Below are 26,921 nucleotides of genomic sequence, written 5' to 3'. Positions count from 1 at the left end.
TGGCCCGCATGTCGTCTCTCGCCTCGAACGCCGAGGAAGCCACCGACTGAGCGCGTCGTACGGTGAGGGGCATGACAACCACTGCTCCGCATCTGCTGATCGAGGTCGACGGCCGGCCCGCCACCGAGGCGGACCTGCGGCTCCGCGCGCTCGACACCTACGGGCACTTCACCGCGATGCAGGTCAGGGGTGGCCGGGTACGCGGCCTGGCCCTCCATCTCGCCCGGCTGGACGCGGCGACCGAGGAACTGTTCGGCGCCGGTCTGGACGGCGAGCGGGTACGGGCCCTGCTCCGGCACGCGCTCGGTGACGTACGGGACGCCTCGGTCCGGGTGTACGTCCACTGGCCGGAGGGGACGGCGGACGCGACCTTGATGGTGACGGTACGGCCGCCCGCCGCCCCGGACGACCGGGCGCAGAGCCTGATGTCCGTCCCGTACCAGCGTCCCGTCCCGCACATCAAGCATCTGGGCGGCTTCGCCCAGATCCACTACGGCCGGGTCGCCGAGCGCGCGGGCTTCGACGACGCGCTGCTCACCGGTCCCGGTGGCGTGGTGGCGGAGAGTTCGATCGCCAATATCGGCTTCTGGGACGGCGGTTCGGTGGTCTGGCCGGACGCACCGGTGCTGACGGGCATCGCGATGGCCCTGCTGGAGCCCCGCCTCCCGGCCGCCGGTCTCCCGTCGGTCCGCCGCGAGGTCACCCTGGCGGACCTCTCCCGGTACCGGACCGCCTTCGTCACCAACTCACGCGGCGTCGCCCCGGTCGCCCGGATCGACGACACGGTCTTCCCCGGCGACGCGGCGGTGCTGAAGACGGTGGCCGAGGTGTACGACGGGGTGGAGTGGGACCGCCTCTGAGCCGACGGCCGGACAGGGCCGAGGCCCTGTCCGCCGAACGGCTGCCATCCGCCGACCACCTGTCACCCGTTCAGCGCGGGACGCGCAGCGATCGGGCTGATGCGGCGTCATCCCTCATGACCTGCGGCGACGCCCCCTGACACGCGAGCGGCCAGGACCCCGAACCGCGAATCTGACCGGTCATCAGCAGGCGTGCGCGGCGAAGGGCGCCTTATCTCTGAGGTAACGACTACCGCTGCCCAGGAGGATCACCATGCGCCCCACTGACCGCCTGCTCACCGCAACCGCGCTGGCGGCCGCATCGATAGCACTGACCGCCGCGAGCGCCACCACTGCGTTCGCCGGCGGTTTTGATCAGCGGGAACTGTCCGGGTCGATCGCGGGCGCCGCCACCTCCGTGTCCGTCAGCGCCCCTGACTGTGACCGGGACGGCGGCGGCAAGGAAGCCGCGAAGGCCGTCGGAGAGAAGTGTCAGACCGGCAAGGAGTCGGCCGGCGACCGCGGCAAGGAAGCCAGTGGTGACCGCGCCAAAGAGGCCGGCGACCGTGGCAAGGAGGTCGCTGGTGACCGCGGCAAGGAAGCCTCCGGTGACCGTGCCCGGGAGCGCGACGAGCCGACCGGTCATGTAAGGACAGGTGTCGGTGGCAGCGTCTCCCCCGACACCCACCAGATCGCGGCGGGTGTGGCCGTACTGGCCGCGGCCGCCGTAGGCGGGACATGGCTCCTGCACCGCCGGGCGAGCGGCGCGCAGGTCAGCTGACGGGGCCGGTCTCCACCGCCCCGTGCCCGCCCCTCGTCCCCGCCCCCGTCACGCTCATCGCTGACGGGGGCGGGGATCCCGCATTCCTGGAGACCCGCCCCGGGGATCCCGCATTCCTGGAATCTCGTCCGGAGGACTGGACTCATGACCGCGATGGACTCATGACCGCGAAGGGCAAGGGCTGGCTGATAGCCGTGGCCGTCTGTACCGGTGTCTGGCTCGTCCAGAACGGCTCCCGCCCGGTGACCCCGCCCATGCCGTCCGCCGCCGAGGCCTTCGCCGCCGGCCCCCGGCAGCACACGGAGGCGGCCGCGGCCCCCCTGTCGCCCTCCGCCCCCATACGGCTGCGCATCCCCGAGATCACGGTGGACGCGCCCCTCATACGGCTGGGCCTGGCGGCCGACGGCAGCCTCGACGTACCGCCGCCCGAGGACAGCGATGTCGCCGGCTGGTACAAGGACGGCACCGCCCCGGGCGCCAAGGGCACCGCGATCGTCGCCGGTCATGTCGACAACGCACAGGGGCCCGCCGTCTTCTACGACCTGGGCTCGCTCAAAAAGGGCCACCGCGTCGAGGTGACCCGCCAGGACGGCCGCACCGCCGTCTTCACGGTCGACGCCGTCGAGGTGTACGAGAACACCGCCTTCCCCGACCGCAAGGTCTACGGGGCCGCCGACCGGGCGGAGCTGCGGGTGATCACCTGCGGCGGCGGCTTCTCCAAGAAGGGCGGCTACCAGGGCAACGTGGTGGCGTTCGCCCATCTCATCGGTGTGAGATAGCGCCCGCTCATCGTGAGACAGGCCCGCTCATCGGTGTGTGACAGAGCCCGCTCAGGCCGTCCACTGGTCGAACGCCAACTTCGCGACCAGCGAGAACACGACCACCAGCAGCACCCCACGCACGAACTCGCTGCCCTTCCTGAGCGCCATCCGCGCGCCGAACATCCCGCCCGCCAGATTGAACACCGCCATCAGCCCGGCCAGCTGCCACATCACCGTGCCCTGGTAGGCGAACATCGCGAGCGCCCCGCCATTGGTGCAGACGTTCACGATCTTCGCGGTGGCGGAGGCCGTCACCAGATCGAGGTGGAGTACGGCGGTGAGCGCCAGCACCAGAAACGTTCCTGTGCCGGGTCCGAAAAGCCCGTCGTAAAAGCCGATCCCGCCGCCGACCAGGACTATCGCGATGGCCATACGACGGCGGGTGACCGGGCCGCCCGCCTGCGCACCGCCGAAGGACGGCCGCAGCATGACAAAGGCCGCCACCCCCAGCAGCACCACCATGATCACGGGGCGCAGCACCTCGCTGCTGATCCCGGCCGCGAAGAAGGCGCCGCCCATCGAACCGGCGAGCGCCGCGAGTCCGATCCGTACGGCCGTCCTGACGTCGACGGGAGCGCTGCGCAGATACGTCACCGCGGCGCCCGAGGTCCCGACGATGGCCACCGCCTTGTTGGTGCCGAGGATCTGCGCGGTGGGGACATGCGGCAGCCCGAGCAGCAGCGCGGGCAGGAGCAGCAGCCCTCCACCGCCCACCACGGCGTCGATCCAGCCGGCCGCGGCGGCGGCGAGACAGAGCACAACAAGCATGGTCAGAGAGATCTCGGGCATGCTCGCGACCTTATGGACGGGATGGGTGGCCCGTCCATCGATCCCGGCAGAGTTGAGCTACGTCAGAGGTTCGCGCCGGGCGCGGGGGCCGAGGTCGGACGCGTGGCGCCCGGCAGGTCGTAGGCTGAAACGGCGGGGCGACGGCTCTTCGCCTCCGGGACATGCACGATGCGTGAGACGTACGAGGAGCAGCGCATGCCGATGACCGACTGGAACGCAAGCGACATCCCCGACCAGCGTGGCCGCACCGCCGTGGTCACGGGGGCCAACAGCGGGATCGGGCTGGCGACGGCACGCGAACTGGCCCGGCGCGGCGCACGCGTCGTCCTCGGCTGCCGCAGCGAGACCCGCGGCGCGGAGGCCGCCGCCCTCATCACCGCGGAAGTACCCGGCGCCGAGGTGGAGTTCCGGCCGCTGGATCTGGCGGACCTGTCCTCCGTACGGGAGTTCGCGGCCTCCTTCCCCTACGAGCGGCTCAATCTGCTCATCAACAACGCGGGCGTGATGGCCCTGCCGTACGGAACGACGGCCGACGGCTTCGAGACCCAGTTCGGCGTCAATCACCTCGGGCACTTCGCCCTCACCGGGCGGCTTCTCCCCCGGCTGCTGAACGCCACGCGGGCGCGGGTGGTGACCGTCTCCAGCACCATGCACGCGGCGGCCAATATCGATATCCGCGATCTCAACAGCGAGCGCCGGTACCGCCGCTGGGTTGCCTACGGCCGCTCCAAGTCGGCGAATCTGCTCTTCGTCCACGAGCTGGCGAGGAGGCTGGCCGCCGCCGGCTCCGATGTCGTCGCCAACGCGGCACAGCCCGGCTACGCGTCCACCAATCTGCAGACCGCGGCCGTCCGGATGGAGGGCCGCAGGACCGCCGAGCGGATCGTCACCCTCGTCAACAGGATCATCGCCCAGTCGCCCGAGGCCGGGGCGCTGCCGACGCTGTACGCGGCGACGGCGCCCGGTGTACGGTCCGACACCTTCACGGGCCCCAGGCTCCAGGGCTGGCGGGGCGCCCCCGTCCCGTCCTGGCGTGCGCCCTGGACCCTGAACGACGCCGCCGGCGAGCGGCTGTGGACGGAGTCGGAGCGGCTCACCGGGGTGCGCTTCGAGGGGCTCAGCCCTGCGGCTCGACGGCCGCGGGGTCCATCCACATGACCTCCCAGATGTGCTGGTCCGGGTCCTGGAAGGAGCGGCCGTACATGAAGCCGTGATCGATCGGCTCATTGGCCGGGGAGCCGCCGGACGCGAGGGCGGTGTCGGCCAGCTCGTCGACCTTCTCTCTGCTCTCGACACCGAGGGCGAGGATGACTTCGGTGGTCTTCGAGGCGTCCGCCACGTCCTTCCGGGTGAACTCCTTGAAGCGCGACTCCTCCAGGAGCATCGCGTAGATGGTGTCACTGATGACGAGGCAGGCGGTGGACTCGTCGCTGAACTGCGCGTTGAACGTGTAGCCGAGCTTGCTGAAGAACGTCCTGGAGGTCTCCAGGTCCTTCACGGGGAGGTTCACGAAGATGAGGGTGGGGGACATGAGCCGTCTCTCTTCCGTCCGGGCCCGACCGGCCGCTGCGCCGGCCGCTGTGCGCTTTCGGGCTGCGTGCTTTCGGAGGGGTAGACCCTGAGTCCGCGGCGAACTCATCGCCGTACGGAGAGAATCTTCGCGGCGCCGTCAGCACATCGCCACATCGCCCCCGTTCTGCTCACCGTCCGTTCAGGCAACGGCCATGCGGGGCTTCTAGGCTCCGTCGGCGCGCGACCCCGCATCGCCGGCCGGCGCGGCGGGGCGGTCACGACACCCCCATGGAGCGACCAGTGGAACGTCGCAGTTTCCTGCGTGGAGCGGTCATCGGCACCTCGGCCGCGGCCTTCGGCGGCACCCTGTGGCGCGGCGCCGCCTTCGCCGCGCCCGCCCAGCCGGGCGCGGGCCCCTACGGAGCACTCGGCGCGGCGGACGCCAACAACATCCGGCTGCCCGCCGGATTCACCAGCCGTATCGTCGCCCGGTCCGGGCAGCGGGTCTCCGGTACGTCGTACACCTGGCACAACGCGCCCGACGGCGGCGCCTGTTACGCGGACGGCACCGGCTGGATCTATGTCTCCAACTCGGAGATCGACCCGTCGGGCGGCGCGAGCGCGGTCCGTTTCTCCTCGGCCGGCGCCATCACCGGCGCGTACCGGATCCTGTCCGGCACCCACCAGAACTGCGCGGGCGGCAAGACTCCGTGGAACACCTGGCTCTCCTGCGAGGAGGTCGACCGCGGCTATGTCTACGAGACCGACCCGTGGGGCGTGAACGCGGCGGTACGGCGGGACGCGATGGGCCGCTTCAAGCACGAGGCCGCGGCCGCCGACCCCGTACGGAAGACGATCTATCTGACCGAGGACACCACCGACGGCTGCTTCTACCGCTTCACGCCCGCCACCTGGGGTGATCTGTCCGCGGGGCGGCTGGAGGTGCTGGTCGCCGGTACGGGCACGAGCGGCCCGGTGAGCTGGGCGACCGTACCCGACCCCAGCGGCGCCACGGCCACCCGCAACCAGGTGTCCGGCGCCAAGCGCTTCAACGGCGGGGAGGGCTGCTACTACGCGGACAACACCTGCTGGTTCACCACCAAGGGCGACAACCGGGTCTGGCAGTACAACGCGGCCGCGTCCACCATCGAGCTGGCCTACGACGACTCGCTGGTGTCCGGTACGGCGCCGCTGACCGGCGTCGACAATGTCACCGGTACCGCCTCCGGCGATCTCTTCGTCGCGGAGGACGGCGGGAACCTGGAGATCTGTGTGATCACTCCGGACGATGTCGTCGCGCCGTTCCTGCGGGTCGGCGGCCAGTCCGGCTCGGAGATCACCGGACCGGCGTTCTCCCCCGACGGCAAGCGGCTGTACTTCTCCAGCCAGCGCGGTACGAGCGGAAGCTCGTCGGGCGGCATCACCTACGAGGTGACGGGCCCGTTCCGGTCGTAGCACCCGCCCACGACGGCACCGCATGACGAAGGGGCGGGCGCCTTCGCACGAGGCGCCCGCCCCTTCGCTGTATCCGCAGCCGCCCGCCGGATCGGTGAGGGTCGGGGTGTCCCGGCGGGCGGCTGCGGTGTCTGTGGGGAATCGTGACTGGCCCGATTCCTCAGCGGGAGTCGTTGTCGCTCGACTGGGCCGCCGCGCGGCCCGCCTCCAGCCGCGCCACCGGGATCCGGAACGGCGAGCAGGAGACGTAGTCCAGGCCCACGTCGTGGAAGAAGTGCACCGACTCCGGGTCGCCGCCGTGCTCACCGCAGATGCCCAGCTTGAGGCCGGGCCTGGTGGCGCGGCCCGCCTCGACCGCGCTCCGTACGAGCGCGCCGACACCGTCCCGGTCGATCGTCTCGAACGGCGAGACCCCGAAGATGCCCTTCTCCAGGTACGCCGTGAAGAAGCTCGCCTCCACGTCGTCGCGGGAGAAGCCCCAGACGGTCTGGGTCAGGTCGTTCGTACCGAACGAGAAGAACTCCGCGGCCTCCGCGATCTGTCCCGCGGTCAGCGCGGCGCGCGGCAGCTCGATCATCGTGCCCAGCGCGAGCTTGATCTCGACGCCCGTGGCCCGCTCGACCTCGGCGATGACCAGCTCGGCCTCGTCCCGGACGATCTCCAGCTCCTGGACCGTACCGACGAGCGGGATCATGATCTCGGCGCGCGGGTCGCCCTTGGCGTTCTTGCGCTCGGCGACCGCCTCCGCGATGGCGCGTACCTGCATGGTGAACAGACCGGGAATGACCAGGCCGAGCCGGACCCCGCGCAGACCCAGCATCGGGTTCTGCTCGTGCAGCCGGTGGACGGCCTGGAGGAGGCGCAGATCGTTCTCGTTGTGGTCCTTGCGCGCCTCGGCGAGGGCGACCCGGACCGACAGTTCGGTGATGTCGGGAAGGAACTCGTGCAGGGGCGGGTCGAGGAGACGCACCGTCACGGGAAGGCCGTCCATCGCCTCGAAGAGCTCGATGAAGTCCTTCCGCTGGAGCGGCAGCAGGGCCGTCAGCGCCTCGGAGCGCTCGTCGTCCGTGTCGGCGAGGATCAGCTTCTCGACCATCCCGCGCCGCTCACCGAGGAACATGTGTTCGGTCCGGCACAGTCCGATGCCCTGGGCGCCGAAGCGGCGGGCGCGCAGGGCGTCCTCCGCGTTGTCGGCGTTGGCGCGCACGCGCAGCCTGCGGCGGCGGTCGGCGTACGCCATCATCCGGTGCACGGCCTCGACGAGCTCGTCGGCGTCGTCGGCGCCCGCGTGCATCCGCCCTTCGAAGTACTCGACGACCGGCGAGGGGACGACGGGGACCTCACCGAGGTAGACCTTGCCGGTGGAGCCGTCGACGGAGACGACGTCGCCCTCCTCGATGACGGTCCCGTTCACCGTCATCCGGCGTGCCTTGGTGTCGACCTCCAGCTCCTCGGCGCCGCAGACACATGTCTTGCCCATGCCGCGGGCGACGACGGCGGCATGCGAGGTCTTGCCGCCGCGGGAGGTCAGGATGCCCTCGGCGGCGATCATGCCGTCCAGGTCGTCGGGGTTGGTCTCGCGGCGGATGAGGATGACCTTCTCGCCGGACCGGGACCATTTGATGGCGGTGTACGAGTCGAAGACCGCCTTGCCCACGGCCGCGCCGGGCGAGGCGGCGATGCCGCGCCCGAGCAGCTCGCGCTTCGCGTCCTCGTCGAAGCGCGGGAACATCAGCTGGGCGAGCTGGGCGCCGTTGACGCGCTGGAGCGCCTCGGCCTCGTCGATCAGGCCCTGGTCGACCAGCTGGGTGGCGATCCGGAAGGCGGCCCCGGCGGTGCGCTTGCCGACGCGGGTCTGGAGCATCCACAGCTGGCCGCGCTCGATGGTGAACTCGATGTCGCAGAGATCCCGGTAGTGCGTCTCCAGGGTCTCCATGATCTGCATCAGCTGGTCGTACGACGCCTTGTCGATGGTCTCCAGGTCGGCGAGCGCCACGGTGTTGCGGATGCCCGCGACGACATCCTCGCCCTGCGCGTTCTGGAGGTAGTCGCCGTACACGCCCTGGTGGCCGCTGGCGGGGTCGCGGGTGAAGGCGACGCCCGTACCCGAGTCGGGGCCGAGGTTGCCGAAGACCATCGAACAGATGGTGACCGCGGTGCCCAGGTCGCCGGGGATGCGCTCCTGGCGGCGGTAGAGCTTGGCGCGGTCGGTGTTCCACGAGGCGAAGACCGAGCGGATCGCGAGGTCCATCTGCTCGCGCGGGTCCTGCGGGAAGTCGCGGCCCGCCTCCCGGGAGACGATCTTCTTGAACTGCTTGACCAGCTTCTTGAGGTCCCCGGCCTCCAGGTCCACATCGGTGGCGGCCTTCTTGGCCCGCTTGGCCTCTTCGAGCGCGGCTTCGAACAGGTCGCCGTCGACGCCGAGCACGGTCTTGCCGAACATCTGGATCAGCCGGCGGTACGAGTCCCACGCGAAGCGCTCGTCACCGGCCTGCGTGGCGAGCCCGGCGACGGAGGCGTCGGAGAGCCCGACGTTGAGCACAGTCTCCATCATGCCGGGCATGGAGAACTTGGCCCCGGAGCGTACGGAGACGAGCAGCGGATCGTCCGACTGGCCGAGCTTCTTGCCCATCTTCTTCTCGAGGGCGTCGAGGTGCACACTCACCTCTTCGCGCAGGGCTGCCGGTTCCGTGCCGCTGTCGAGGTAGATGTTGCAGGCCTCGGTGGTGATGGTGAAGCCCGGGGGGACGGGCAGCCCGAGATTGGTCATCTCGGCGAGATTGGCACCCTTACCGCCGAGGAGGTGCTTCAGATCCTTGTTGCCCTCGGTGAAGTCGTAGACGAACTTCTCGCCCTGGGGCTCGTGGGTGGCTACGTGGGGATCTTTGTTTTCCGACACGGGTCTCGACTCCTCGAGGACGCGGTGCTGCCCTGACGGCGAGGAACATACCCAGATCGAAGGTGCATCGGTACGGCCACTTGCCTGTCATACGGCCTTAACCACTCGTCCGCCAGCAGATCGAAAGTGACCCGGGGGCAGTCGGCCGGCTCCGGGTCCTTCATTCCTCGAAGCGGGCATGACCCGCACATGACTTCATTCGCTCATACGAGCGTAGACATCGACGTCTGAGTTCACGACTTGAACACCGAAGGGGTGGCACCGGGTGCCACCCCTTCCGGAGATACAGTCGCTCACAAATCGCTCATCTGAGCGTAGCCCTTATCAACAGTGGCGAGAATCACGCCCCTGATGGCCCCCGGAGTCCAGAATCCGGACCGGTCCCGGGCGTGTCCTGGACCTGGGGCCCCGGGGCGCAGCCGCGCAGCAGCGTCAGGTCCACGTCTTCCAGGCTGTCGGCGAAGTACCGGCCGGCCGCCGGGTCCACCGGCAGCAGCGAAGGAACCACCAGCACCGCGCACCCCGCCGCCTGGGCCGACGCGCTGCCGTCCGGCGAGTCCTCGATCGCGACGCACGCCCCGGGGCCGACCCCGAGGCGCTCGGCCGCCACCCGGTAGGGATCGGGGTGCGGTTTGGTCCGTACGGTGTCGTCGGCGGAGAGCGTGAAGGCGAACCGGACATCGGCCAGCGAGCCCGCGACCACCGAGTCGACCACGGCCCGCGGTGACGCGCTCACCAGCGCGAAGGGCACCTCGGCGCGCTCCAGTTCGGCCAGCAGCCGCCGGGCGCCCGGCCGCAGCGGCGCCCCCGCCTCGACCCGCCGGAAGAACGATCCGGCCAGCTCGGTGGCGACCGTCTCGGCGCAGGCCGCGCCCGTGACCCGTACGAGATGGGCGGCGGTGTCGGCGACCGCGCGGCCGACGACCTCCGGCGCGTCCGCGGCGGTGAGCCGGTGGCCGAGGCCCGCCGCGATCTCGTCCGCCGTCTCCCACCACAGCACCTCGGTGTCCACGAGGGTGCCGTCCATGTCGAAGAGCACGGCCGCGGGCGTCCTCACGCGTCCGCCGGGACCGCGGCCGCGGCCGGGACGACCAGGACGGGGCGCTGGGCCGGCGTGACGCTCGCCCGTACGCCCGGCGTCAGCTGCCCGGCGTCCCGCGACGGCACATCGGCCTTGACCGAGCCGCCGCCGGGCAGATCGAGCAGGACCCGGGTGACCGAGCCGAAGAAGGACGCGGACACGACCGTGGCCGTGCCCTCGGGGTCGGCGGTGGCGGTGACGTTCTCGGGCCGGATCAGCACCTCCACCGCGCGGCCCGCCGGGATCTCGCCGTCGACGGGCAGTGTGCTGCCCGCGACCTCGACCCGGCCGCCGTCCGTGAGATGGCCGGGAAGGCGGTTCATCGTGCCGACGAACTCGGCGACGAAGGGCGTGGCGGGCCGCTCGTACAGCTCGGCCGGCGGCGCGCACTGCTCCAGCCGGCCCGCGTTGAGCACGGCCACCCGGTCGGCCATGGAGAGTGCCTCCTCCTGGTCGTGGGTGACGAAGATCGTGGTGATGCCCAGCGACAGCTGGAGCCGCCGGATCTCCTCCCGCAGCGACAGCCTGACCTTGGCATCGAGTGCCGAGAGGGGTTCGTCGAGCAGCAGGACGCGCGGGCGCAGCGCCAGCGCGCGGGCGAGTGCGACGCGCTGCTGCTGGCCGCCGGACATCTGGTGCGGGAAGCGGTCGCCGTGCTCGGGCAGGCCGACCAGGTCGAGCAGTTCGGCGGCGCGGGCGTGCCTCTCGGCGGTGGACACCTTGCGCACGCGCAGCCCGAAGGCCACGTTGTCGCGGGCGTTGAGGTGCGGGAAGAGGCTGTACGACTGGAAGACCATGCCCGCGTCGCGCCGGTTGGCCGGCACCCGGGTGATGTCCTCACCGTCCACCAGCACCTCGCCCGCGTCCGGCTGTTCGAAGCCGGCGAGGACGCGCAGCGCCGTGGTCTTGCCGCAGCCCGAGGGGCCCAGCAGGGCGAGCAGTTCACCGGGCCTGGCCGTCAGGTCGAGGCCGTTGAGGGCGACGGTGGAGCCGAAGGCCCGGCGCAGACCGCGGAATTCGACCAGGGCGCCGGCGGCGGACGCCGGCTCCGGCCGCTCGGCGGTCGCTGTGGAGCTGGATGGCGTGGATGTCATGGCGGAGCTACTCCTTGCCGGAGACGGGAGTGGGGGCGGCGGCGGGGGCGGCCGAGGCGCTGGCCCCGGCCCGGGCCCCGGCGCGGGAGAGGACCATCAGCAGCGCCCAGGCGATCAGCAGGCTGAGCAGGGACACGGCGACGGACACCTGCGCCTCCGCGCCCGAGATGGAGACGATCCACACGGCGAACGGCCGGAAGCCGAGAAGCGCGGCGATGGTGTATTCGCCCAGCACCAGCGCGAGGGTGAGGAAGGACGCTCCCGCGAGCGACGAGCGCAGATTGGGCAGGACGACCCGCACGATCACGTACGGCATGCTCGCGCCGCAGTTGCGCGCGGCCTCCACGAGGGTGGGGACGTCGACGGCGCGCAGCCCGGCGTCCAGCGAGCGGTAGACGAACGGCAGCGCGAGAACGGTGTAGGCGAACACCAGCACGAGCGGGAACGACTCGTTCTGCACCGCGATGAACGTCTGGTAGAGCGGGGTCGTGGACAGGTGCTCGGGCCCCCAGCGCAGCACGGTCGTGATCCCGCTGACCAGGGCGATCGGCGGCACCACCAGCGGCAGCATGCAGACCACCTCGACGACCGGCCGCAGCCGCGGCGCGCCGAGCCGCACGGCGACCAGCGCCGGCACGGCCAGCAGCAGGGTGAGCGCGATGGTGGCGGCGGCGAGCCCCAGCGAGAGCAGCAGGCTCTCGGAGAACCCCTCGGCGGACAGGATTCCGCCGTACGCGTCGAAGGAGACGCCCTGTCCGGGGATGTGCACCGTGAAGACGAACGACGCCACCAGCGGTACGACGAAGTAGATCCCGGCCAGGCCCAGGACGGCGCCGCGCCAGACCCGGGGGCGGCGGCGCGGGCGCCCGGTCCCGCCGCGCCCCGACGGCGGCGCGTCCTTCCGCGGCGCGGGCGCGGTGGAGGCGGTGGGGGTCAGTGCAGCCATCGGGTGCTCCGTCGCTGGAGGGGCAGATAGACCGCCATGACCAGTCCGGCGATCACAATCATGTCGAGGCTCAGCGCGAGCGCCACATTCTCCTGACCGACCTGTACGTTGCCGGACAGCGCGTCCGCGATCTTCAGGGTGACCAGCGGGACGGAGCCTCCGACCAGCGCGGCTGCGGTGGCGTACGCGGCGAAGGCGCTGCCGAAGAGCAGCACGAACCCGCCGAGCAGGGTGGGCGCGAGGACGGGCACTCCGACATGACGCCAGAACTGCCAGGACGTGGCCCCGGCGTTCTGTGCGGCCTCCCGCCACTGCGGGCGCAGACCGTCCAGCGCCGGGACACTGACCAGCACCATCAGCGGCACCAGGAAGTACAGATAGATCACGCAGAGCCCGGTGAAGGAGTACAGGTTCCAGCCGGCCGCGTCGAGATGGGCGAGCTGGGTGACCACACCGGAGATGCCGAGGGTGGCGACGAAGGCGAAGGCGAGCGGCACCCCGCCGAAGTTGGCGAGGACGCCGGAGGCGGTGAGGACGGATTCGCGCAGCGCGCCCCGCCGCGAGGTGACGACGGCCTGGGCGATCAGCATGCCGAGGACGGTGCCGATCAGGGCGGTCAGGGCGGACAGTTCGACGCTGCCCGCCAAGGAGGTGAGATACGGCCCCTGGAGCGAGGTCCGGAGGTTCACCGTGGTCGCGGTGGTGGCGCCGGTGGCCGCATCGGTGCTGGTGACCGCCCCGTACAGCACGGCGGCGACCGGCAGGCCGAAGCAGAGCCCGGCGAAGACGAGCAGCGGGAGCGCGCCGAGCCAGGCGCGCGGCGCCCGCCGCCGACGGCGTGTGCCGTCGGCGGCGCCCGGTGCGGGCACGGCCGGTGGAACGGCCGGGCTCGGGGCCTGCGGGGTGGGGGCGGGCATCAGGAGACGGCCTTGTCCCAGTTCTCGGCGAGGGTGGCCTTGACCTTCTCCAGGTCCGCGGACTCGGGGAAGGTCGGGGTGCCCTCGACCGCGGGGAGCTTGGAGACGAACGTCTTGTCGACCGTACCGTCCGCCGTCATCGCGGGCAGCAGGACGGGCCTGGCGTATCCCTTGAGGAAGAGGTTCTGGCCCTCGGCGCCGTACAGGAACTCCATCCACAGCCGGGCGGCCGCCGGGTGGGGCGCGTCCTTGTTGATGGCCTGCGAGTAGTACTGGGCGTACACGCCGTCGGCCGGTACGGCGACCTTCCAGTCGACGCCCTTGCCCTTGAACTGGTCGGCGAGGCTGGCGTTGAGGTAGTCCCAGTCGATCGAGATGGGCGTCTCGCCCTTCTGGACCGTGGCCGTGGTGGTCTCGACGGGGATGAAGTTGCCGTTCTTCTTCAGCTTGCCGAAGAAGTCGATGCCGGGCTGGATGTCGGTGAAGCTGCCCTTGTTGGCGAGGGCGGCCGCGTACACCCCGCCGAAGGCGGAGCCGGACTTGTTGGGGTTGCCGTTGAGCGCGACCTTGCCCTTGTACTCGGGCTTGAGGAGATCGGCGAAGGTCGTCGGGCAGACCTTGATGCGCGAGGCGTCGCAGCCGATGGAGATGTAGCCGCCGTAGTCGTTGTACCAGCGGGCCTGCTCGTCCTTCTGGGCGGCCGGGATCTTGTCGTAGGAGGCGACCTTGTACGGGGCGAAGAGGCCCTCGGCGGCGCCGCTGCGGTCGAACGGGATGCCCAGGTCGACGACGTCGGGGGCGCGGTCCTGGCCCTTGCGGGACTTGATGGCGTTGATCTCGTCGGCGCTGGCCGCGTCCGGCGTCTCGACCTTCACCTTGACCTTGTACGTGGCCTCGAAGGCCTTGATGATCTCGCCGTAGTTCGCCCAGTCCGGCGGCAGGGCGATGGCGTTGAGCGTGCCCTCCTTCTCGGCGGCGGCGACGAGGTCCTTCAGGGAACCGAAGTCGGCCACGGAGGTGGCGGTCGCGGCCTTGGCGCCGCCGGCGGAGTCGGCGGGCGCTTCGGACTTGGCACCACAGGCGGTGAGCGTGGTGAGCGCGGCGGTACTGAGCGCCAGCGCGGCTACCAGCCGGCCGTTGGCGTGGAATCGGGTCACGCGGTGTCTCCCAGGAGCGAAGAAGAGGCGAAAGAGGAGGTCACTTGTTCATACAAGCTGGCATCAGTTCGCCCGACGCGGATGTCCGGGGAGTTAACGCCCAATGACCTTGTCCGCACGACCGAAGGAAGACAAAGCGTCCTCAAACCCCCTGATCAGCACGGCCCTTCGGAGCGTATCGGCGATCGGCAGGGCGTACAAGGGCAGGAAAAGGGGTCCGTCGAGCCGGTTCCGTGTGTGGTTAAAGTGAAGAGACGGACGGCGACCGGTGAGTGCATCTGTGCACAGGTCAGGAATTCCGTACGGATGGGCCGACGGATGGACCGAGGAAACGAGGGGGCAGGCGTGGGCGGTTCGCGCTATCTGGAGATCGCGGAGGCGCTGCGGCGGTCGATCGCGCGCGACGAGTATCCGGTCGGCGCGCGGCTGCCCTCGGAGAGCGATCTGGCGGCCCGCTGGTCCGTCTCGCGCGGCACCGTGCGCCAGGCGGTGGGGCTGCTCGCCTCGGAGGGCCTGATCGGCTCCCGGCAGGGCGCCCGGCGCGTCGTACTGCGCCAGGAGCGCCGCCACAGCTTCCAGCAGCTCAACAGCTTCGCGCAGTGGGCGCAGGCCATGGGCTGCGAGGCCGCCGGCCGGATCCTCAGCCGTACGGCACGCCCCGCCACGGCCGAGGAGGCGTCCCGGCTGGGCGTCGCCCCCGGCAGCGAGGTGCTGTACGTCCTGCGGCTGCGATGGCTGGACGGCGAGCCGGTGATGGTCGAGCGCACCGCCTACACGGACTGGGTCGCGCCCGCCGTACAGGCCCTGCCGGAAGACTGTGTGTCGATCATGAACAGCATCGCGGAGAACGCCGGCATCGTCGCCCACTACGGCGAGCACCTCATCGACGCCGTCGCGGCGGGCAGCGAGGACGCCCGGCTGCTCCGGGTCCGCCGGGGCAGCCCGCTGCTCAGACAGCGCCATCTGACGTACACGGCCGCGGGCCGCCCGATCGAGTGGACGGACGACCGCTACCGCGCGGGCAGCGTCGCCTTCAGCGTCACCAACTCCGCTGCCGCGGCGCCGCTGGAGCGGCACGCGGGCCCGGACGTGGGGGCGCAGAACGGCCGTCCGGCGTAGCCCTCTCCGGCGCAGCCGCCCTCCGGTGTGGACGCTCTCCGGTGGAGACGCCCGGCCGGCCCGGGGGGCTCAGCCGCCCGAGGTGTCCAGTTCGGCGTCCGCGCCGATGCCCGCGCAGTCGTACGGGTCCTTCAGCCAGCCGTCCGGCAGGACCACCCGGTTGTTCCCCGACGTACGCCCGCGCGGCCCGTCCGCGCCGTCCGGCCACGGCTGGTCCAGATCGAGCCCGGCCAGCAGCTCGTCCAGTTCGGCGAGCGAGGAGGTGATCGCCAGCTGCTTGCGCAGCTGCGAGCCGACGGAGAAGCCCTTCAGATACCAGGCGACATGCTTACGGAAGTCGATCACGCCGCGGGTCTCGTCGCCGATCCACTCCCCCAGCAGCTCCGCGTGGCGCCGCATGACGCCCGCGACCTCGCGCAGCGTCGGCGCGGCCGCGGCGCCGGGGCCTCCGGCTCCTCCGGCCGACGGGTCCGTACCCTCGAAGGCCGCGACCAGGTCCGCGAAGAGCCAGGGCCGCCCCAGGCAGCCACGCCCCACGACCACGCCGTCGCAGCCCGTCTCGCGCACCATCCGCAGCGCGTCGTCCGCCGACCAGATGTCGCCGTTGCCGAGGACCGGGATCTCCGGGACATGCTCCTTGAGCCGCGCGATGGCGTCCCAGTCCGCCGTACCGCCGTAGTGCTGTGCGGCGGTCCTGCCGTGCAGCGCGATGGCCGTCACGCCTTCCTCGACCGCGATCCGCCCGGCGTCGAGATAGGTGAGGTGGTCGTCGTCGATGCCCTTGCGCATCTTCATCGTGACGGGCAGGGCGCCGGCGTTGGAGACCGCCTCGTGCAGGATCGCGCGCAGCAGCGGCCGCTTGTACGGAAGGGCCGAACCCCCGCCCCTGCGGGTCACCTTGGGCACCGGGCAGCCGAAGTTCAGATCGATGTGGTCGGCGAGATCCTCGTCCACGATCATCCGCACCGCCTTGCCGACGGTGACCGGGTCCACTCCGTACAGCTGGATCGAGCGCGGGGTCTCGGTCGCGTCGAAACGGATCAGCTGCATGGTCTTCTCGTTGCGCTCGACCAGCGCCCTCGTGGTGATCATCTCGCTGACGAACAGCCCCTTGCCGCCGCTCACGGCAGCCGCCGGGGGGCGGCCCCCGAACCCGCGCACGCCTTCGGCGAATTCCCTGCACAGCGTCCGGAACGGCGCGTTGGTGATCCCGGCCATGGGGGCGAGCACCACCGGGGGGCGCACGAGGTGCGGGCCGATGGCGAGCGGTGCGGCGGCGGGCGTGAGCGTGGAGAGCGGAGCGGTCATCCGCCCATTGTCGCGCACCCGGGCCGGAGCCCGTGGCGGCTCATACGTCGGCGGAGACCAGGGCCGATGCCGACGCCGTCGCCTGGAGCTGTTCGAGGCGGAGCCTGGACTCGTCGTCCACGGGGACATAGCTGACCAGCCGGGGGCCCGAGGACGGGCCGAGCCAGAGGTTGGTGTGCTCCAGGTTGAGCTGCCCGACGCGGGCGTTGAGGAATCGCTTGGTCCGGTCGCCGGTACCGATCACTTCGTGGCGCTCCCAGATCTCGCGGAACTCGGGCGAGGCCGACCGCAGCCGTCCGAGCAGCGTCTTCCAGGCGGGCTCCGCGAGATGCTCCGCCATGGCGGCGCGGAACTTCGCCGCCATCATCCGGATCGTCTCCTCGCGGTTGCCGAGTGAGGAGCGCCACTCCTCGTTGGTGAAGGCGAGCCACATGCAGTTGCGGTCCTCGGGCGGCAGCGCGTCCAGGTCGCACATCAGCGTCCCGTAGGTGCGGTTGTACGCGAGGATGTCGTACCGGCTGTTCTGCACACAGGACGGGAAGGGCTCCAGCCTCTCCAGCATCTGCCGCACGGCGGGGGTGATGTGGGGGCAGGGTGTCCCGGGCGCGGGGTCGACGGCGCCCGCCAGGGCGAAGAGATGGGACCGCTCACTGCGGTCGAGCAGCAGCGCGCGGGCGAGGGCGTCGAGCACCTGCGCGGACACCTGGATGGGGCGGGCCTGCTCCAGCCAGGTGTACCAGGTGACGCCCACGGCGGAGAGCTGGGCGACCTCCTCCCGGCGCAGCCCGGGGGTACGCCGGCGGCTGCCCCGCACCAGCCCGACCTGCTCGGGCATGATGCGCTCACGCCGGCTGCGCAGAAACCCCGCCAGCTCGTGCCGCCGGATGTCGGGTTCCTGCACGGTCGTGGTCATGGTCGCCGTCATGGTTCCAGCGTGCCGCATGTCCCAGCCCATTGCCAGGTAGTCCTGGTACCAGGATAAACACACTCTGGTACCAGGCTTCGACCAGAGTAACGGTGGACCGCGTGAGTACAGCATCCCGCCCTCAGTCCGGCGCTCCGACCCCGAGCGCAGCCACGAGCGCGAGCGCGCAGCCGGCCGGCACCGGCGCCCCCGGCGACGCTCCGGTGATCCAGGATCATGGCTCCGTACTCGGCGCTCTCGGCCTGTTCACCGTGCTCCTCGGTGCGGCGCTCCCCCTGATCGACTTCTTCATCGTCAATGTCGCCCTGCCGACCATCGACCACGATCTGGCCGCGGGCCCCGCCCTGCTGGAGCTGGTCGTCGCCGGCTACGGACTCTCGTACGCCGTGCTGCTCGTACTCGGCGGGCGGCTCGGGGACATGTTCGGCCGACGACGGCTCTTCCTGGCGGGCATGGCGCTCTTCGGGCTCACCTCGCTCGCCTGCGGTCTCGCGCCCAATGCCTGGACCCTCGTCGGGGCGCGGGTGGCGCAGGGCGCCGCGGCGGCGCTGATGCTGCCGCAGGTGCTGGCGACCATCCAGTCGGCGACGGCCGGGCAGCGCCGCGCGAAGGCGCTGAGCCTGTACGGCGCCACCGCCGGTCTCGCCATGGTGGCGGGGCAGATCCTGGGCGGCGTCCTGGTCGCGGCCGACATCGCGGGCAGCGGCTGGCGGGCGATCTTCCTGGTGAATGTGCCGGTCGCGCTGGCCGGGCTGGTCCTGGCGGTCCGTTCGGTGCCCGAGACCCGCTCCCAGCGGCCCGCGCCCGTCGACGTACCGGGAACTCTGCTGCTGGCCGTCGCGCTGGTGACGCTGCTGGCGCCGCTCACCGAGGGCCGGGCGGCCGGCTGGCCGGTGTGGACCTGGATCTCACTCGCCGCCTTCCCGGTCGCGGCCTTCGCCTTCCACCGCGTCGAACGGCGGGCCGACCGGCAGGGCAGGACTCCGCTGGTGCCGCCGAGCCTGCTCGCACTGGTCTCGCTGCGGCGGGGGCTGGCGCTGGTGCTGCCGTTCTCGATCGGCTTCGGCGGCTTCATGTTCGTGATCGCCATCGCGCTCCAGCAGGGCCTGGGTATGGACGCGATCGGGGCCGGACTCGCGTTGGTGCCGATGGCGGTGGCGTTCTTCGCCGCCTCGCTGGCCGGACCACGGCTGGTGCGGCGGTACGGCAGCCTGGTGGTGACGGCCGGCGCGGTACTCCAGGCGGTCGGTGTCGCCCTGCTGGCGCTCGCCGTATGGGGCGGCTGGCCCTCGGTCGGCACGCTGGATCTGCTGCCGGGGGTCGCGCTGGCGGGCCTCGGCCAGGGCCTCCAGCTGCCCGTCATCTTCCGGATCGTGCTCTCCGAGATACCGGCCGAGCGGGCCGGGGTCGGCAGCGGGGTGATGGTCACGACCCAGCAGTCCGCGCTGGCGCTGGGGGTGGCGACGCTGGGCTCGCTCTTCCTGACCCTGGCCGCCACCGCGGGGATGCGGGACGCGCTGGTGGTCACGCTGCTGGTGCAGCTGGGCGTGGTCGTCCTGACGGCGCTGCTCAGTCTGCGATTGCCGCGCTCGGTCACCTGACGGGGGCATTCATGGGCGTGGGCCCGGATCACCGAGGTGATCCGGGCCCACGTCGTCCGTGGTGGTGCGGAGGTACGTCAGGCCTGGTCGGCGGCCTCGTCGGTCGCCTGGGCCGCGCCGGTGGTCCCGGTCGCGTCGTCGCCCGGCTCACCCTGGTCGGCGGCGCGCTCACGCATCTTGCGCAGCAGTTCCTGCTTCTGGTCGGCGGCGACCTTGCGGTCGGCGTTGCGGGCGGGGCCGTTGCCCTGCTGGTCGGCGCGGGACAGCTTCTTGCGCTGTCCGCCCACGCCGAGAAGGTTGTTGCGGCTCTTTGCCACGGGGTTCTCCCGAAGTGATGAGAAGTGATCTGCGGATTCGTCGGTGGGGGGCGGGCCGTGACCGCCGCGCTCTCACTCGTAGATCTGGAAGAACATGCCAGAGACGCTACCACCGGGCGGGACCGGGTCGTACCGGATTTTTGGCCGACGTCAGCCACACACGAGGTGACATAAATTGAAATCTGTCATCCGTCATGCCATAGTTGTCGGTGTCACTCCCTGATCGCCCGCGATCCGCATGGAGGAACCCGTCATGACCACCCTCCCCACCCGCCCTCTCGGCGCCACCGGCCCCCGGGTCTCCGCCCTCGGCCTCGGCTGTATGGGCATGTCCGCGCTGTACGGGGGCAGTGACCGCACCGAGTCCATCGCCACCGTCCACGCCGCTCTCGACGCGGGCGTCACCCTGCTCGACACCGGCGACTTCTACGGGATGGGGCACAACGAGCTGCTGATCAACGAGGCGCTGCGCACGGCTCCCACCGCCGCCCGCGCGCGGGCTCTCACCAGCGTCAAGTTCGGCGCCCTGCGCGACCCCGACAACGGCTGGGGCGGCTACGACGGCCGTCCGGCCGCCGTGAAGAACTTCGCCGCCTACTCCCTGCGACGCCTCGGCACGGACCACATCGACATCTACCGCATCGCCCGGGTCGACCCCGGCGTCCCGATCGAGGAGACGGTCGGCGCCATCGCCGAGCTGGTCGAGGCCGGTCACGTACGCCACATCGGGCTCTCCGAGGCCGGCGCCGAGACCGTCCGCCGGGCGGCCTCCGTCGCCCCGGTCGCCGACCTCCAGATCGAGTACTCCCTCATCTCGCGCGGGATCGAGGACGAGATCCTGCCGACCGTCCGCGAGCTGGGCATCGGCGTCACGGCGTACGGCGTGCTCTCGCGCGGTCTGATCAGCGGCCACTTCACCCGGGGCACCGAGCTGTCCGCCGGTGACTTCCGCGCCGGCAGCCCCCGCTTCCAGGGTGAGAACCTCCACCACAACCTGGGCCTGGTCGACTCCCTGCGCAAGATCGCCGAACAGAAGGGCGTCACGGTCGCCCAGATCGCCATCGCCTGGGTGCTGTCGCGCGGCGAGGACATCGTGCCGCTGGTCGGCGCCCGCCGCCGCGACCGGCTGGCCGAGGCCCTCGGCGCTCTCGACGTCACGCTCGACGCCGACGACCTCGCCGCCATCGAGCGCGCCGTCCCGGCCGGCGCCGCGGCCGGCGACCGCTACCCGGCCGCCCAGATGTCCCAACTGGACAGCGAGCGCTGACGCGTCACCGTCTCCGCCGGCGCCGACGGCTCGCCCATCGGATGGTCGGACCTGACAGGTAATGTCATCTGTCACGTCCCGCCGCACGAGCCATGAAAGGTCGGACATCCCATGGCCGCCGAGACCCTGACCGCCGAGCGCATCCTCGAAGCCACCGAGGAGGTGCTGCGCCGCTACGGCCCGGCCAAGGCCACGGTCGTCGATGTGGCGCGGGTGCTCGGCGTCAGCCATGGCAGCGTCTACCGCCACTTCCGTACGAAGGCGGCGCTGCGCGAGGCCGTCACCTCACGCTGGCTGCGGCGTACGGAGGCCGCGCTGGAGCAGATCACCGACGCGTCGCCCGAGCCGGGCCCGGAGAAGCTGCGCGACTGGCTGCTGGCGCTGTTCGACTCCAAGCGCCACAAGGCCGGGGAAGACCCCGAGCTGTTCGCCACCTTCTCCGTGCTCATCGGGGAGAGCAGCGGAGTGGTCGACGCGCATCTGACCGAACTGACCAGTCAGCTCACCCGGATCGTCGAAGAGGGCGTGCGCGCGGGCGAGTTCACGGCGGCGGACCCGGCGAGCACCGCCGGGGCGGTCTTCGCCGCCACCGCCCGCTTCCATGACCCGGCGTACGCCCCCGAGTGGCGGAAGCCCACGATCGACAGCGAGTTCACCGCCGTGTCCGATCTGCTGCTGCGCGGGCTGCGGGCCTGAGTCAGCCCGCGGCCGGGTCCACCGTCGCCTGGTGGGCCTCGGTGAGATGTTCCTCGGCCTTGAGCCACGGCAGGAACTGCGCTCCCTTGCGCCAGCCGCAGGTGTCACAGATCAACGACCGCTGTACACCCGCCTTCTGGACGCGCACGACATGCTCACGTCCGTGCTGATCCCATCTGCTCACCTTGCTGGTGGTCGTGGACGGCATCCGTGCCTCCTGTTGACGTGTACACCCAGTGTGCAACGAAGCCCCTGGTTCCGTGGCGGAACCAGGGGCTTCGAGCTACGACCGTGACCGGATGTCGATCCGTCAGGCCGTCAAGCCGTCCTTCGTCAGCAACCGAGCAGGCGGCCGCCCAGGTAGCTCTGGATCTGGTCCAGCGAGACGCGCTCCTGCTTCATCGTGTCGCGCTCACGCACGGTCACCGCGTTGTCGTCGAGGGTGTCGAAGTCGACGGTGACGCAGAACGGCGTGCCGATCTCGTCCTGGCGGCGGTAGCGGCGGCCGATGGCGCCCGCGTCGTCGAACTCGATGTTCCAGTTGCGCCGCAGGTCCTCGGCGAGGCCCTTGGCCTTCGGCGAGAGCTGCGGGTTGCGGGAGAGCGGCAGCACGGCCACCTTGACCGGCGCGAGGCGCGGGTCGAGCCGCAGCACGGTGCGCTTCTCCAGCACGCCCTTGGCGTTGGGTGCCTCGTCCTCGTTGTACGCGTCGAGGAGGAAGGCGAGCATCGCGCGGCCGACACCGGCGGCGGGCTCGATGACGTACGGGGTCCAGCGCTCGCCGGCCTCCTGGTCGAAGTACGACAGGTCGTGGCCGGACGCCTTGGAGTGCGCGGTGAGGTCGTAGTCGGTGCGGTTGGCGACACCCTCCAGCTCGCCCCACTCGCTGCCACCGAACGAGAAGCGGTACTCGATGTCGGCGGTGCGCTTGGAGTAGTGGGAGAGCTTCTCCTTGGGGTGCTCGAACCAGCGCATGTTCTCCTCACGGAGACCCAGGTCGCGGTACCAGTTCCAGCGCTGCTCCATCCAGTACTCCTGCCACTCCTCGTCCTCACCCGGCTTGACGAAGAACTCCATCTCCATCTGCTCGAACTCGCGGGTGCGGAAGATGAAGTTGCCCGGAGTGATCTCGTTCCGGAAGGACTTGCCCATCTGCGCGATGCCGAACGGCGGCTTCTTGCGGGACGTCTGCTGCACCTGGGCGAAGTTGGTGAAAATGCCCTGGGCCGTCTCGGGACGCAGATACGCGATGGAGCCGGAGTCCTGCGTCGGGCCGAGGTGGGTGGCGAGCAGCCCGGAGAACTGCTTGGGCTCGGTAAAGGTGCCCTTGTTGCCGCAGTTCGGGCAGTTGAGGTCGGCGAGGCCGTTCACGGGCGGCTTGCCGTGCTTCTCCTCGTACGCCTCCTCCAGGTGGTCCGCGCGGTAGCGCTTGTGACAGGAGGTGCACTCGGTGAGCGGGTCACTGAAGGTCGCGACGTGGCCGGACGCCTCCCAGACCTCGGTGGCCAGGATCACCGACGAGTCGAGCCCGACAACGTCCTCGCGCGAGGTGACCATGTAGCGCCACCACTGGCGCTTGAGGTTCTCCTTCAGCTCGACTCCGAGCGGCCCGTAGTCCCAGGCGGCCTTCTGGCCGCCGTAGATCTCGCTGCACGGGTAGACGAAGCCACGGCGCTTGCTCAGGTTGACGATGCTGTCGATCTTGTCGGCGGCCACGGTGCTCTCTTCATTGCGACGACGAACGGCTAATGCTTCAGATTAGCGGCGGCCGCACCCCTCGGATCAAATCGGTGCGGGGTAAGAGACTTCCCCAGCCCTTGTTGACAATCGTTTCCACTTTTGTTGAAAATGACTGTCATGAACGTAAGACGCCTCATACCCGCCGCCACCACCGCCGGAGCGGTCACGCTCGGCCTGGTCGCACTGTCCGCCTGCTCCGCCTCCGACGCCGCGGACGGGAAGAGCGGCGACAAGCTCGCGGTGACCGCGTCGTTCTACCCGATGCAGTTCCTGGCCCAGCAGATCGGCGGTGACCATGTCTCCGTCACCACCCTCACCAAGCCGGGCGTCGAGCCGCACGACCTGGAGCTCAAGCCCCGGCAGGCCGCCCAGCTCGGCGACGCGGACGTCATCGTCTACCTCAAGGGCGTCCAGCCCGCCGTCGACGAGGCCATCGCCCAGTCCGGCGTGCCGCACATCGTCGACGCGGCCTCCCTCACCGCACTGGAGAAGCACGGCACCGAGGCCGGCCACGCCCATGAGGGCGAGGAGCACGCTGCCGACGAGCAGGGTGCCGACGAGCACGGCCACGGCGGCGAAGAAGGCACCGCGAACGGCGGCGACCCGCACATCTGGCTCGACCCGGTGAAGTACGCCGAGGTCGCCAAGGGGGTCGGCGCCTCCCTGGAGAAGGCCGACCCGGACCACGCCGCCGCGTACCGGAAGAACACCGGCGCCCTGGTCGAGAAGCTCGGCGGCCTGGACACCGCGTTCAAGCAGGGCCTCGCCGACACCACGACGAAGACCTTCATCACCACCCACGCCGCCTTCGGCTACCTCGCCGAGCGCTACGGGCTGGAGCAGGAGGCCATCGCCGGCATCGACCCCGAGGCGGAGCCGACCCCCGCCCGGGTCAAGGAGCTGGAGACCATCGCGCGGCGCGACAAGGTCAGCACCGTATTCTTCGAGACGCTCGCCAGCGACAAGACCGCCAAGACCCTCGCCGGGGACTCCGGACTGAAGACCGACGTCCTGGACCCGCTGGAGGGAATCACCGACCGGTCCAAGGGCGCTGACTACATCCAGGTCATGGAGTCCAACCTCGCGGCGCTGCGGAAGGCGCTCGGCGCGAAGTGAGCCACCGGAAGTGAGCCACCCGAAGTGACCCACGTGAAATGAACCAGCTGACAGCAGCATCGGAGGCGCCGGACATGGCGACGAGGGAGAGCGGACAGCCCGCTGACGCGGACATAGCCCCGCGGACCGCGGAAGCGGAGGCGCAGGCGGTGTCGGTGCCGGTAGCGGCAGCGGAGAGCGGAAGCCCGGACAACCCCGCACCGGTCATCTCCGTCCGTGGAGCCACCGCCACGCTCGGCTCACGCCCCGTGCTGCGCGGCGTCGATCTCACCGTGCGCCGCGGCGAGGTCGTCGCCCTGCTCGGCGCCAACGGCTCCGGCAAGTCCACCGCCGTCCGCTCCGTGATCGGTCAGGTACCGCTGACCAGCGGCGAGATCTCGCTCTTCGCGACCCCGCTGCGCCGCTTCCGCGACTGGGCGCGCGTCGGTTACGTACCGCAGCGCACCACGGCCGCGAGCGGCGTGCCCGCGACCGTCCGCGAGGTCGTCTCCTCCGGCCGGCTCTCCCGTACGAGGCTGGGGTGGCCCACCAAGGCCGACCGGGCAGCCGTCCAGCGGGCCATCGAGCTCGTCGGGCTCGCCGACCGCGCCAAGGACTCCGTGGACGCGCTCTCCGGCGGCCAGCACCAGCGTGTGCTGATCGCCAGGGCGCTCGCCGCCGCCCCCGAGCTGCTGATCATGGACGAGCCCATGGCGGGCGTCGACCTGGCCAGCCAGGACATCCTCGCGGCGACCCTGCGCGAACAGGTCGCGGCCGGGACGACCGTCCTGCTCGTCCTCCATGAACTGGGCCCGCTGGAGCCGCTGATCGACCGCGCGGTGGTGCTGCGCGACGGCTGTGTGGTGCACGACGGCCCGCCACCCGGGGCCGCGGGCCCGGGCGCCCCCGACCCCGAGCGTCTGACCCGTCCGAGCTGCCACCCGCACGCGGCCGGCGAGCCGCTCCGTACAGGACTGCTGACCTGACCATGGAAATCCTTGAGACCGCCTTCATGCAGCGCGCGCTGCTCGCCGCCGTGCTCGTCGGCGTCACCGCCCCCGCCATCGGCATCTATCTCGTACAGCGCCGCCAGGCACTGATGGGCGACGGCATCGGCCATGTCGCGATGACCGGGGTCGGCCTGGGCTTTCTGCTCTCCACCAGCCCGGTCTGGATGGCGACGCTGGTCGCGGTGGTCGGCGCCGTCACGATGGAGCTGATCAGGGCGTACGGCCGCACCCGCGGCGACATCGCGCTGGCCATGCTCTTCTACGGCGGAATGGCGGGCGGTGTCCTGCTGATCAACCTCGCGCCGAACGGCTCCAACGCCAACCTCAGTTCCTATCTCTTCGGTTCCCTGTCCACGGTCTCGGCGCAGGACGTGACCGCGATCTCGCTGCTCGCCGGCTTTGTGGTGCTGGTCACGGTGGGGCTGCGGCGGCAGCTGTTCGCGGTCAGCCAGGACGAGGAGTTCGCCCGGGTCACCGGACTGCCGGTGCGCACCCTGAATCTGCTGGTCGCGGTCACGGCCGCGGTGACGGTCACCGTCGCCATGCGGGTGGTGGGGCTGCTGCTGGTCAGCGCGCTGATGGTGGTGCCGGTGGCGGCGGCCCAGCAGATCACCCGGTCCTTCGCCGTCACGTTCGTACTGGCCGTCGTGATCGGTACGGCGGTGACCCTGGCCGGCACGGTCACCTCGTACTACCAGGACGTGCCGCCCGGCGCGACGATCGTGCTGATCGCGATTGCTGTCTTCGTGGTCCTGACCGTGCTCGCCACTCCCCTGGCGAGACGCCGGGCCCGCGCCGTACCGGACGTGCCGGACATACCGGGGGCGCGGCAGCCCGTGAACGACCTCACGGCCTGACCGCGAACTGGCAGAATGGCCCGAGGGAAGCGGGTAATGCCCGACAGATGGATACGGGCAGAGGCAAGGAGGCACCTGTGACGACTGCGCCCAGCGGTGGATCAAGCGCGGCCCCCGTGCGCGGCCGGTCGACCCGCCAGCGGGCCGCGGTGGCGGCGGCGCTGGACGAGGTGGACGAGTTCCGCAGCGCGCAGGAGCTTCACGACATGCTCAAGCACCGCGGTGACTCGGTCGGACTGACCACCGTCTACCGCACACTCCAGTCCCTCGCCGACGCGGGCGAGGTCGATGTGCTGCGGACGAACGACGGGGAGTCGGTCTACCGGCGCTGCTCGACTGGCGATCACCATCACCATCTGGTGTGCCGGGTCTGCGGAAAGGCCGTCGAGGTCGAAGGACCCGCGGTCGAACAGTGGGCGGAGACGATCGCCGCGCAGCACGGCTATGTGAGCGTGGCGCACACGGTGGAGATCTTCGGCACCTGCGCGGCGTGCGCGGCGGTGGCCGCCAAGAACTGAGGCGTGTCCGAGCGATACAGGGGTGGGGGGGGGGGCCGGGGGGCCCGGGGGGGGCCCCCGGGGGCGGGGGGGGGGGGGGGGGGCCGGCCGGGACCGGGCGCCGGCACCCCCACCGTCGGAGACGGTCAGCCCAGGTCGCCGGCCGCGGTGCGCTCCGCCAGCTTCACGAGCGTGCGG

The 26,921-nt window shown here is 70.9% G+C and carries 26 protein-coding genes; 13 read left to right on the top strand and 13 right to left on the bottom strand.

The annotated features are described in order from the left end of the window. The first annotated feature begins 71 nt into the window (after positions 1-71). The 3 genes from ACFVWW_RS33915 (at position 72) to ACFVWW_RS33905 (ending at position 2,399) form a co-directional block, all read left to right on the top strand. On the top strand, positions 72-860 hold the full coding sequence (locus ACFVWW_RS33915; protein ID WP_386877507.1) for an aminotransferase class IV family protein: 789 nt from the start codon (positions 72-74) through the stop codon (positions 858-860). Positions 861-1,113: 253 nt separating this feature from the next. After that, positions 1,114-1,620, top strand: coding sequence for a hypothetical protein (locus tag ACFVWW_RS33910; protein ID WP_386877508.1), 507 nt, complete (start codon positions 1,114-1,116; stop codon positions 1,618-1,620). A 161-nt stretch (positions 1,621-1,781) separates the two neighbouring features. Continuing rightward, positions 1,782-2,399, top strand: a complete 618-nt coding sequence (locus ACFVWW_RS33905) for a class F sortase (protein ID WP_386877509.1) — start codon at positions 1,782-1,784, stop codon at positions 2,397-2,399. 51 nt (positions 2,400-2,450) lie between these two features. Here ACFVWW_RS33905 and ACFVWW_RS33900 read toward each other — a convergent pair whose 3' ends face one another. Beyond that, the gene (locus tag ACFVWW_RS33900) at positions 2,451-3,230 is read right to left on the bottom strand and encodes a sulfite exporter TauE/SafE family protein (protein ID WP_384331561.1); all 780 of its coding nucleotides are present in this window, start codon (positions 3,228-3,230) and stop codon (positions 2,451-2,453) included. Positions 3,231-3,398: 168 nt separating this feature from the next. Here ACFVWW_RS33900 and ACFVWW_RS33895 point away from each other — a divergent pair, with 168 nt between their 5' ends. Then, positions 3,399-4,388, top strand: a complete 990-nt coding sequence (locus ACFVWW_RS33895; RefSeq protein ID WP_386877510.1) for an oxidoreductase — start codon at positions 3,399-3,401, stop codon at positions 4,386-4,388. Here the strand turns inward: ACFVWW_RS33895 and ACFVWW_RS33890 are convergent. Beyond that, the gene (locus tag ACFVWW_RS33890) at positions 4,348-4,761 is read right to left on the bottom strand and encodes a VOC family protein (protein ID WP_384189308.1); all 414 of its coding nucleotides are present in this window, start codon (positions 4,759-4,761) and stop codon (positions 4,348-4,350) included. The genes ACFVWW_RS33895 and ACFVWW_RS33890 overlap by 41 nt on opposite strands. Before the next feature lie 281 nt (positions 4,762-5,042). Between ACFVWW_RS33890 and ACFVWW_RS33885 the strand changes: the two genes are divergently transcribed. Continuing rightward, positions 5,043-6,197: an alkaline phosphatase PhoX gene (locus ACFVWW_RS33885; protein ID WP_384189309.1), complete on the top strand. Its 1,155-nt coding sequence runs from the start codon at positions 5,043-5,045 to the stop codon at positions 6,195-6,197. A 160-nt stretch (positions 6,198-6,357) separates the two neighbouring features. On the opposite strand, the gene ppdK is transcribed toward ACFVWW_RS33885, so the two are convergent. The 6 genes from ppdK to ACFVWW_RS33855 all read right to left on the bottom strand — a co-directional run bounded on the left by ppdK (position 6,358) and on the right by ACFVWW_RS33855 (position 14,291). Next, positions 6,358-9,096: a pyruvate, phosphate dikinase gene (ppdK, locus tag ACFVWW_RS33880; RefSeq protein ID WP_386877511.1), complete on the bottom strand. Its 2,739-nt coding sequence runs from the start codon at positions 9,094-9,096 to the stop codon at positions 6,358-6,360. A gap of 340 nt (positions 9,097-9,436) precedes the next feature. Beyond that, positions 9,437-10,135 carry an HAD family hydrolase gene (locus ACFVWW_RS33875; RefSeq protein ID WP_384192989.1) on the bottom strand — a complete coding sequence of 233 codons (699 nt, stop codon included), beginning with the start codon at positions 10,133-10,135 and terminating at the stop codon, positions 9,437-9,439. Positions 10,136-10,149: 14 nt separating this feature from the next. Then, a complete protein-coding gene (locus ACFVWW_RS33870) occupies positions 10,150-11,271 on the bottom strand; it encodes an ABC transporter ATP-binding protein (RefSeq protein WP_386877512.1) in 1,122 nt (373 codons plus the stop codon). A 7-nt stretch (positions 11,272-11,278) separates the two neighbouring features. Then, positions 11,279-12,217, bottom strand: a complete 939-nt coding sequence (locus tag ACFVWW_RS33865) for an ABC transporter permease (RefSeq protein WP_386877513.1) — start codon at positions 12,215-12,217, stop codon at positions 11,279-11,281. Continuing rightward, positions 12,205-13,134 (bottom strand): ABC transporter permease, encoded by a 930-nt coding sequence (locus ACFVWW_RS33860; RefSeq protein WP_384192984.1) that lies wholly within the window; start codon positions 13,132-13,134, stop codon positions 12,205-12,207. The genes ACFVWW_RS33865 and ACFVWW_RS33860 overlap by 13 nt, the downstream gene beginning before the upstream one ends. Continuing rightward, positions 13,134-14,291: an ABC transporter substrate-binding protein gene (locus ACFVWW_RS33855; RefSeq protein WP_384192981.1), complete on the bottom strand. Its 1,158-nt coding sequence runs from the start codon at positions 14,289-14,291 to the stop codon at positions 13,134-13,136. The genes ACFVWW_RS33860 and ACFVWW_RS33855 overlap by 1 nt, the downstream gene beginning before the upstream one ends. A gap of 345 nt (positions 14,292-14,636) precedes the next feature. On the opposite strand from ACFVWW_RS33855, the gene ACFVWW_RS33850 reads away from it, so the two are divergent. Beyond that, positions 14,637-15,410 (top strand): GntR family transcriptional regulator, encoded by a 774-nt coding sequence (locus ACFVWW_RS33850; protein WP_384337653.1) that lies wholly within the window; start codon positions 14,637-14,639, stop codon positions 15,408-15,410. Positions 15,411-15,479: 69 nt separating this feature from the next. Here the strand turns inward: ACFVWW_RS33850 and dusB are convergent, their stop codons facing one another. Both dusB and ACFVWW_RS33840 read right to left on the bottom strand, forming a co-directional pair. Beyond that, a complete protein-coding gene (gene dusB, locus ACFVWW_RS33845) occupies positions 15,480-16,718 on the bottom strand; it encodes a tRNA dihydrouridine synthase DusB (protein ID WP_384192979.1) in 1,239 nt (412 codons plus the stop codon). Positions 16,719-16,758: 40 nt separating this feature from the next. Further along, positions 16,759-17,631, bottom strand: a complete 873-nt coding sequence (locus ACFVWW_RS33840; protein ID WP_384192999.1) for a helix-turn-helix transcriptional regulator — start codon at positions 17,629-17,631, stop codon at positions 16,759-16,761. A gap of 215 nt (positions 17,632-17,846) precedes the next feature. Between ACFVWW_RS33840 and ACFVWW_RS33835 the strand changes: the two genes are divergently transcribed. Beyond that, positions 17,847-19,244: an MFS transporter gene (locus ACFVWW_RS33835; protein ID WP_386877722.1), complete on the top strand. Its 1,398-nt coding sequence runs from the start codon at positions 17,847-17,849 to the stop codon at positions 19,242-19,244. 77 nt (positions 19,245-19,321) lie between these two features. On the opposite strand, the gene ACFVWW_RS33830 is transcribed toward ACFVWW_RS33835, so the two are convergent. Then, positions 19,322-19,561: a DUF6243 family protein gene (locus ACFVWW_RS33830; RefSeq protein WP_384192976.1), complete on the bottom strand. Its 240-nt coding sequence runs from the start codon at positions 19,559-19,561 to the stop codon at positions 19,322-19,324. A gap of 253 nt (positions 19,562-19,814) precedes the next feature. On the opposite strand from ACFVWW_RS33830, the gene ACFVWW_RS33825 reads away from it, so the two are divergent. Together ACFVWW_RS33825 and ACFVWW_RS33820 are read left to right on the top strand one after the other, a co-directional pair. Continuing rightward, positions 19,815-20,828: an aldo/keto reductase gene (locus ACFVWW_RS33825; protein WP_384337645.1), complete on the top strand. Its 1,014-nt coding sequence runs from the start codon at positions 19,815-19,817 to the stop codon at positions 20,826-20,828. Positions 20,829-20,939: 111 nt separating this feature from the next. Continuing rightward, positions 20,940-21,524 carry a TetR family transcriptional regulator gene (locus ACFVWW_RS33820; RefSeq protein ID WP_384192970.1) on the top strand — a complete coding sequence of 195 codons (585 nt, stop codon included), beginning with the start codon at positions 20,940-20,942 and terminating at the stop codon, positions 21,522-21,524. A 1-nt stretch (position 21,525) separates the two neighbouring features. On the opposite strand, the gene ACFVWW_RS33815 is transcribed toward ACFVWW_RS33820, so the two are convergent. Then, positions 21,526-21,732: a hypothetical protein gene (locus tag ACFVWW_RS33815; protein ID WP_384192968.1), complete on the bottom strand. Its 207-nt coding sequence runs from the start codon at positions 21,730-21,732 to the stop codon at positions 21,526-21,528. A 125-nt stretch (positions 21,733-21,857) separates the two neighbouring features. Then, positions 21,858-23,240, bottom strand: a complete 1,383-nt coding sequence (locus tag ACFVWW_RS33810) for a glycine--tRNA ligase (protein ID WP_384192965.1) — start codon at positions 23,238-23,240, stop codon at positions 21,858-21,860. A 141-nt stretch (positions 23,241-23,381) separates the two neighbouring features. Here ACFVWW_RS33810 and ACFVWW_RS33805 point away from each other — a divergent pair, with 141 nt between their 5' ends. The 4 genes from ACFVWW_RS33805 to ACFVWW_RS33790 all read left to right on the top strand — a co-directional run bounded on the left by ACFVWW_RS33805 (position 23,382) and on the right by ACFVWW_RS33790 (position 26,744). Then, a complete protein-coding gene (locus tag ACFVWW_RS33805) occupies positions 23,382-24,380 on the top strand; it encodes a metal ABC transporter substrate-binding protein (RefSeq protein WP_384337649.1) in 999 nt (332 codons plus the stop codon). Positions 24,381-24,418: 38 nt separating this feature from the next. Beyond that, positions 24,419-25,345 (top strand): metal ABC transporter ATP-binding protein, encoded by a 927-nt coding sequence (locus tag ACFVWW_RS33800; protein ID WP_386877514.1) that lies wholly within the window; start codon positions 24,419-24,421, stop codon positions 25,343-25,345. A 2-nt stretch (positions 25,346-25,347) separates the two neighbouring features. Further along, entirely contained in the window at positions 25,348-26,226 is an 879-nt protein-coding gene (locus ACFVWW_RS33795; protein ID WP_384192959.1) for a metal ABC transporter permease, read from the top strand. 77 nt (positions 26,227-26,303) lie between these two features. Beyond that, the gene (locus tag ACFVWW_RS33790; protein WP_384192956.1) at positions 26,304-26,744 is read left to right on the top strand and encodes a Fur family transcriptional regulator; all 441 of its coding nucleotides are present in this window, start codon (positions 26,304-26,306) and stop codon (positions 26,742-26,744) included. Positions 26,745-26,921: the final 177 nt, after the last annotated feature.

The organism is Streptomyces sp. NPDC058198, assembly GCF_042882605.1.
Classification (GTDB): domain Bacteria; phylum Actinomycetota; class Actinomycetes; order Streptomycetales; family Streptomycetaceae; genus Streptomyces.
The sequence above is the reverse complement of the archived record's forward strand: the minus strand, read 5'-3'. Positions and strand labels throughout refer to the sequence as shown.

Bases quoted from the DNA above. Each gene is read 5' to 3' on its own strand.
- ACFVWW_RS33840 (WP_384192999.1), bottom strand. From the start codon at position 17,631: ATGACCACGACCGTGCAGGAACCCGACATCCGGCGGCACGAGCTGGCG.
- ACFVWW_RS33865 (WP_386877513.1), bottom strand. From the start codon at position 12,217: ATGGCTGCACTGACCCCCACCGCCTCCACCGCGCCCGCGCCGCGGAAG.
- ACFVWW_RS33825 (WP_384337645.1), top strand. From the start codon at position 19,815: ATGACCACCCTCCCCACCCGCCCTCTCGGCGCCACCGGCCCCCGGGTC.
- ACFVWW_RS33910 (WP_386877508.1), top strand. From the start codon at position 1,114: ATGCGCCCCACTGACCGCCTGCTCACCGCAACCGCGCTGGCGGCCGCA.
- ACFVWW_RS33805 (WP_384337649.1), top strand. From the start codon at position 23,382: ATGAACGTAAGACGCCTCATACCCGCCGCCACCACCGCCGGAGCGGTC.
- ACFVWW_RS33795 (WP_384192959.1), top strand. From the start codon at position 25,348: ATGGAAATCCTTGAGACCGCCTTCATGCAGCGCGCGCTGCTCGCCGCC.
- dusB (WP_384192979.1), bottom strand. From the start codon at position 16,718: ATGACCGCTCCGCTCTCCACGCTCACGCCCGCCGCCGCACCGCTCGCC.
- ACFVWW_RS33905 (WP_386877509.1), top strand. From the start codon at position 1,782: ATGACCGCGAAGGGCAAGGGCTGGCTGATAGCCGTGGCCGTCTGTACC.
- ACFVWW_RS33800 (WP_386877514.1), top strand. From the start codon at position 24,419: ATGAACCAGCTGACAGCAGCATCGGAGGCGCCGGACATGGCGACGAGG.
- ACFVWW_RS33860 (WP_384192984.1), bottom strand. From the start codon at position 13,134: ATGCCCGCCCCCACCCCGCAGGCCCCGAGCCCGGCCGTTCCACCGGCC.
- ACFVWW_RS33895 (WP_386877510.1), top strand. From the start codon at position 3,399: ATGCGTGAGACGTACGAGGAGCAGCGCATGCCGATGACCGACTGGAAC.
- ACFVWW_RS33815 (WP_384192968.1), bottom strand. From the start codon at position 21,732: ATGCCGTCCACGACCACCAGCAAGGTGAGCAGATGGGATCAGCACGGA.
- ACFVWW_RS33820 (WP_384192970.1), top strand. From the start codon at position 20,940: ATGGCCGCCGAGACCCTGACCGCCGAGCGCATCCTCGAAGCCACCGAG.
- ACFVWW_RS33900 (WP_384331561.1), bottom strand. From the start codon at position 3,230: ATGCCCGAGATCTCTCTGACCATGCTTGTTGTGCTCTGTCTCGCCGCC.
- ACFVWW_RS33890 (WP_384189308.1), bottom strand. From the start codon at position 4,761: ATGTCCCCCACCCTCATCTTCGTGAACCTCCCCGTGAAGGACCTGGAG.
- ACFVWW_RS33915 (WP_386877507.1), top strand. From the start codon at position 72: ATGACAACCACTGCTCCGCATCTGCTGATCGAGGTCGACGGCCGGCCC.
- ACFVWW_RS33870 (WP_386877512.1), bottom strand. From the start codon at position 11,271: ATGACATCCACGCCATCCAGCTCCACAGCGACCGCCGAGCGGCCGGAG.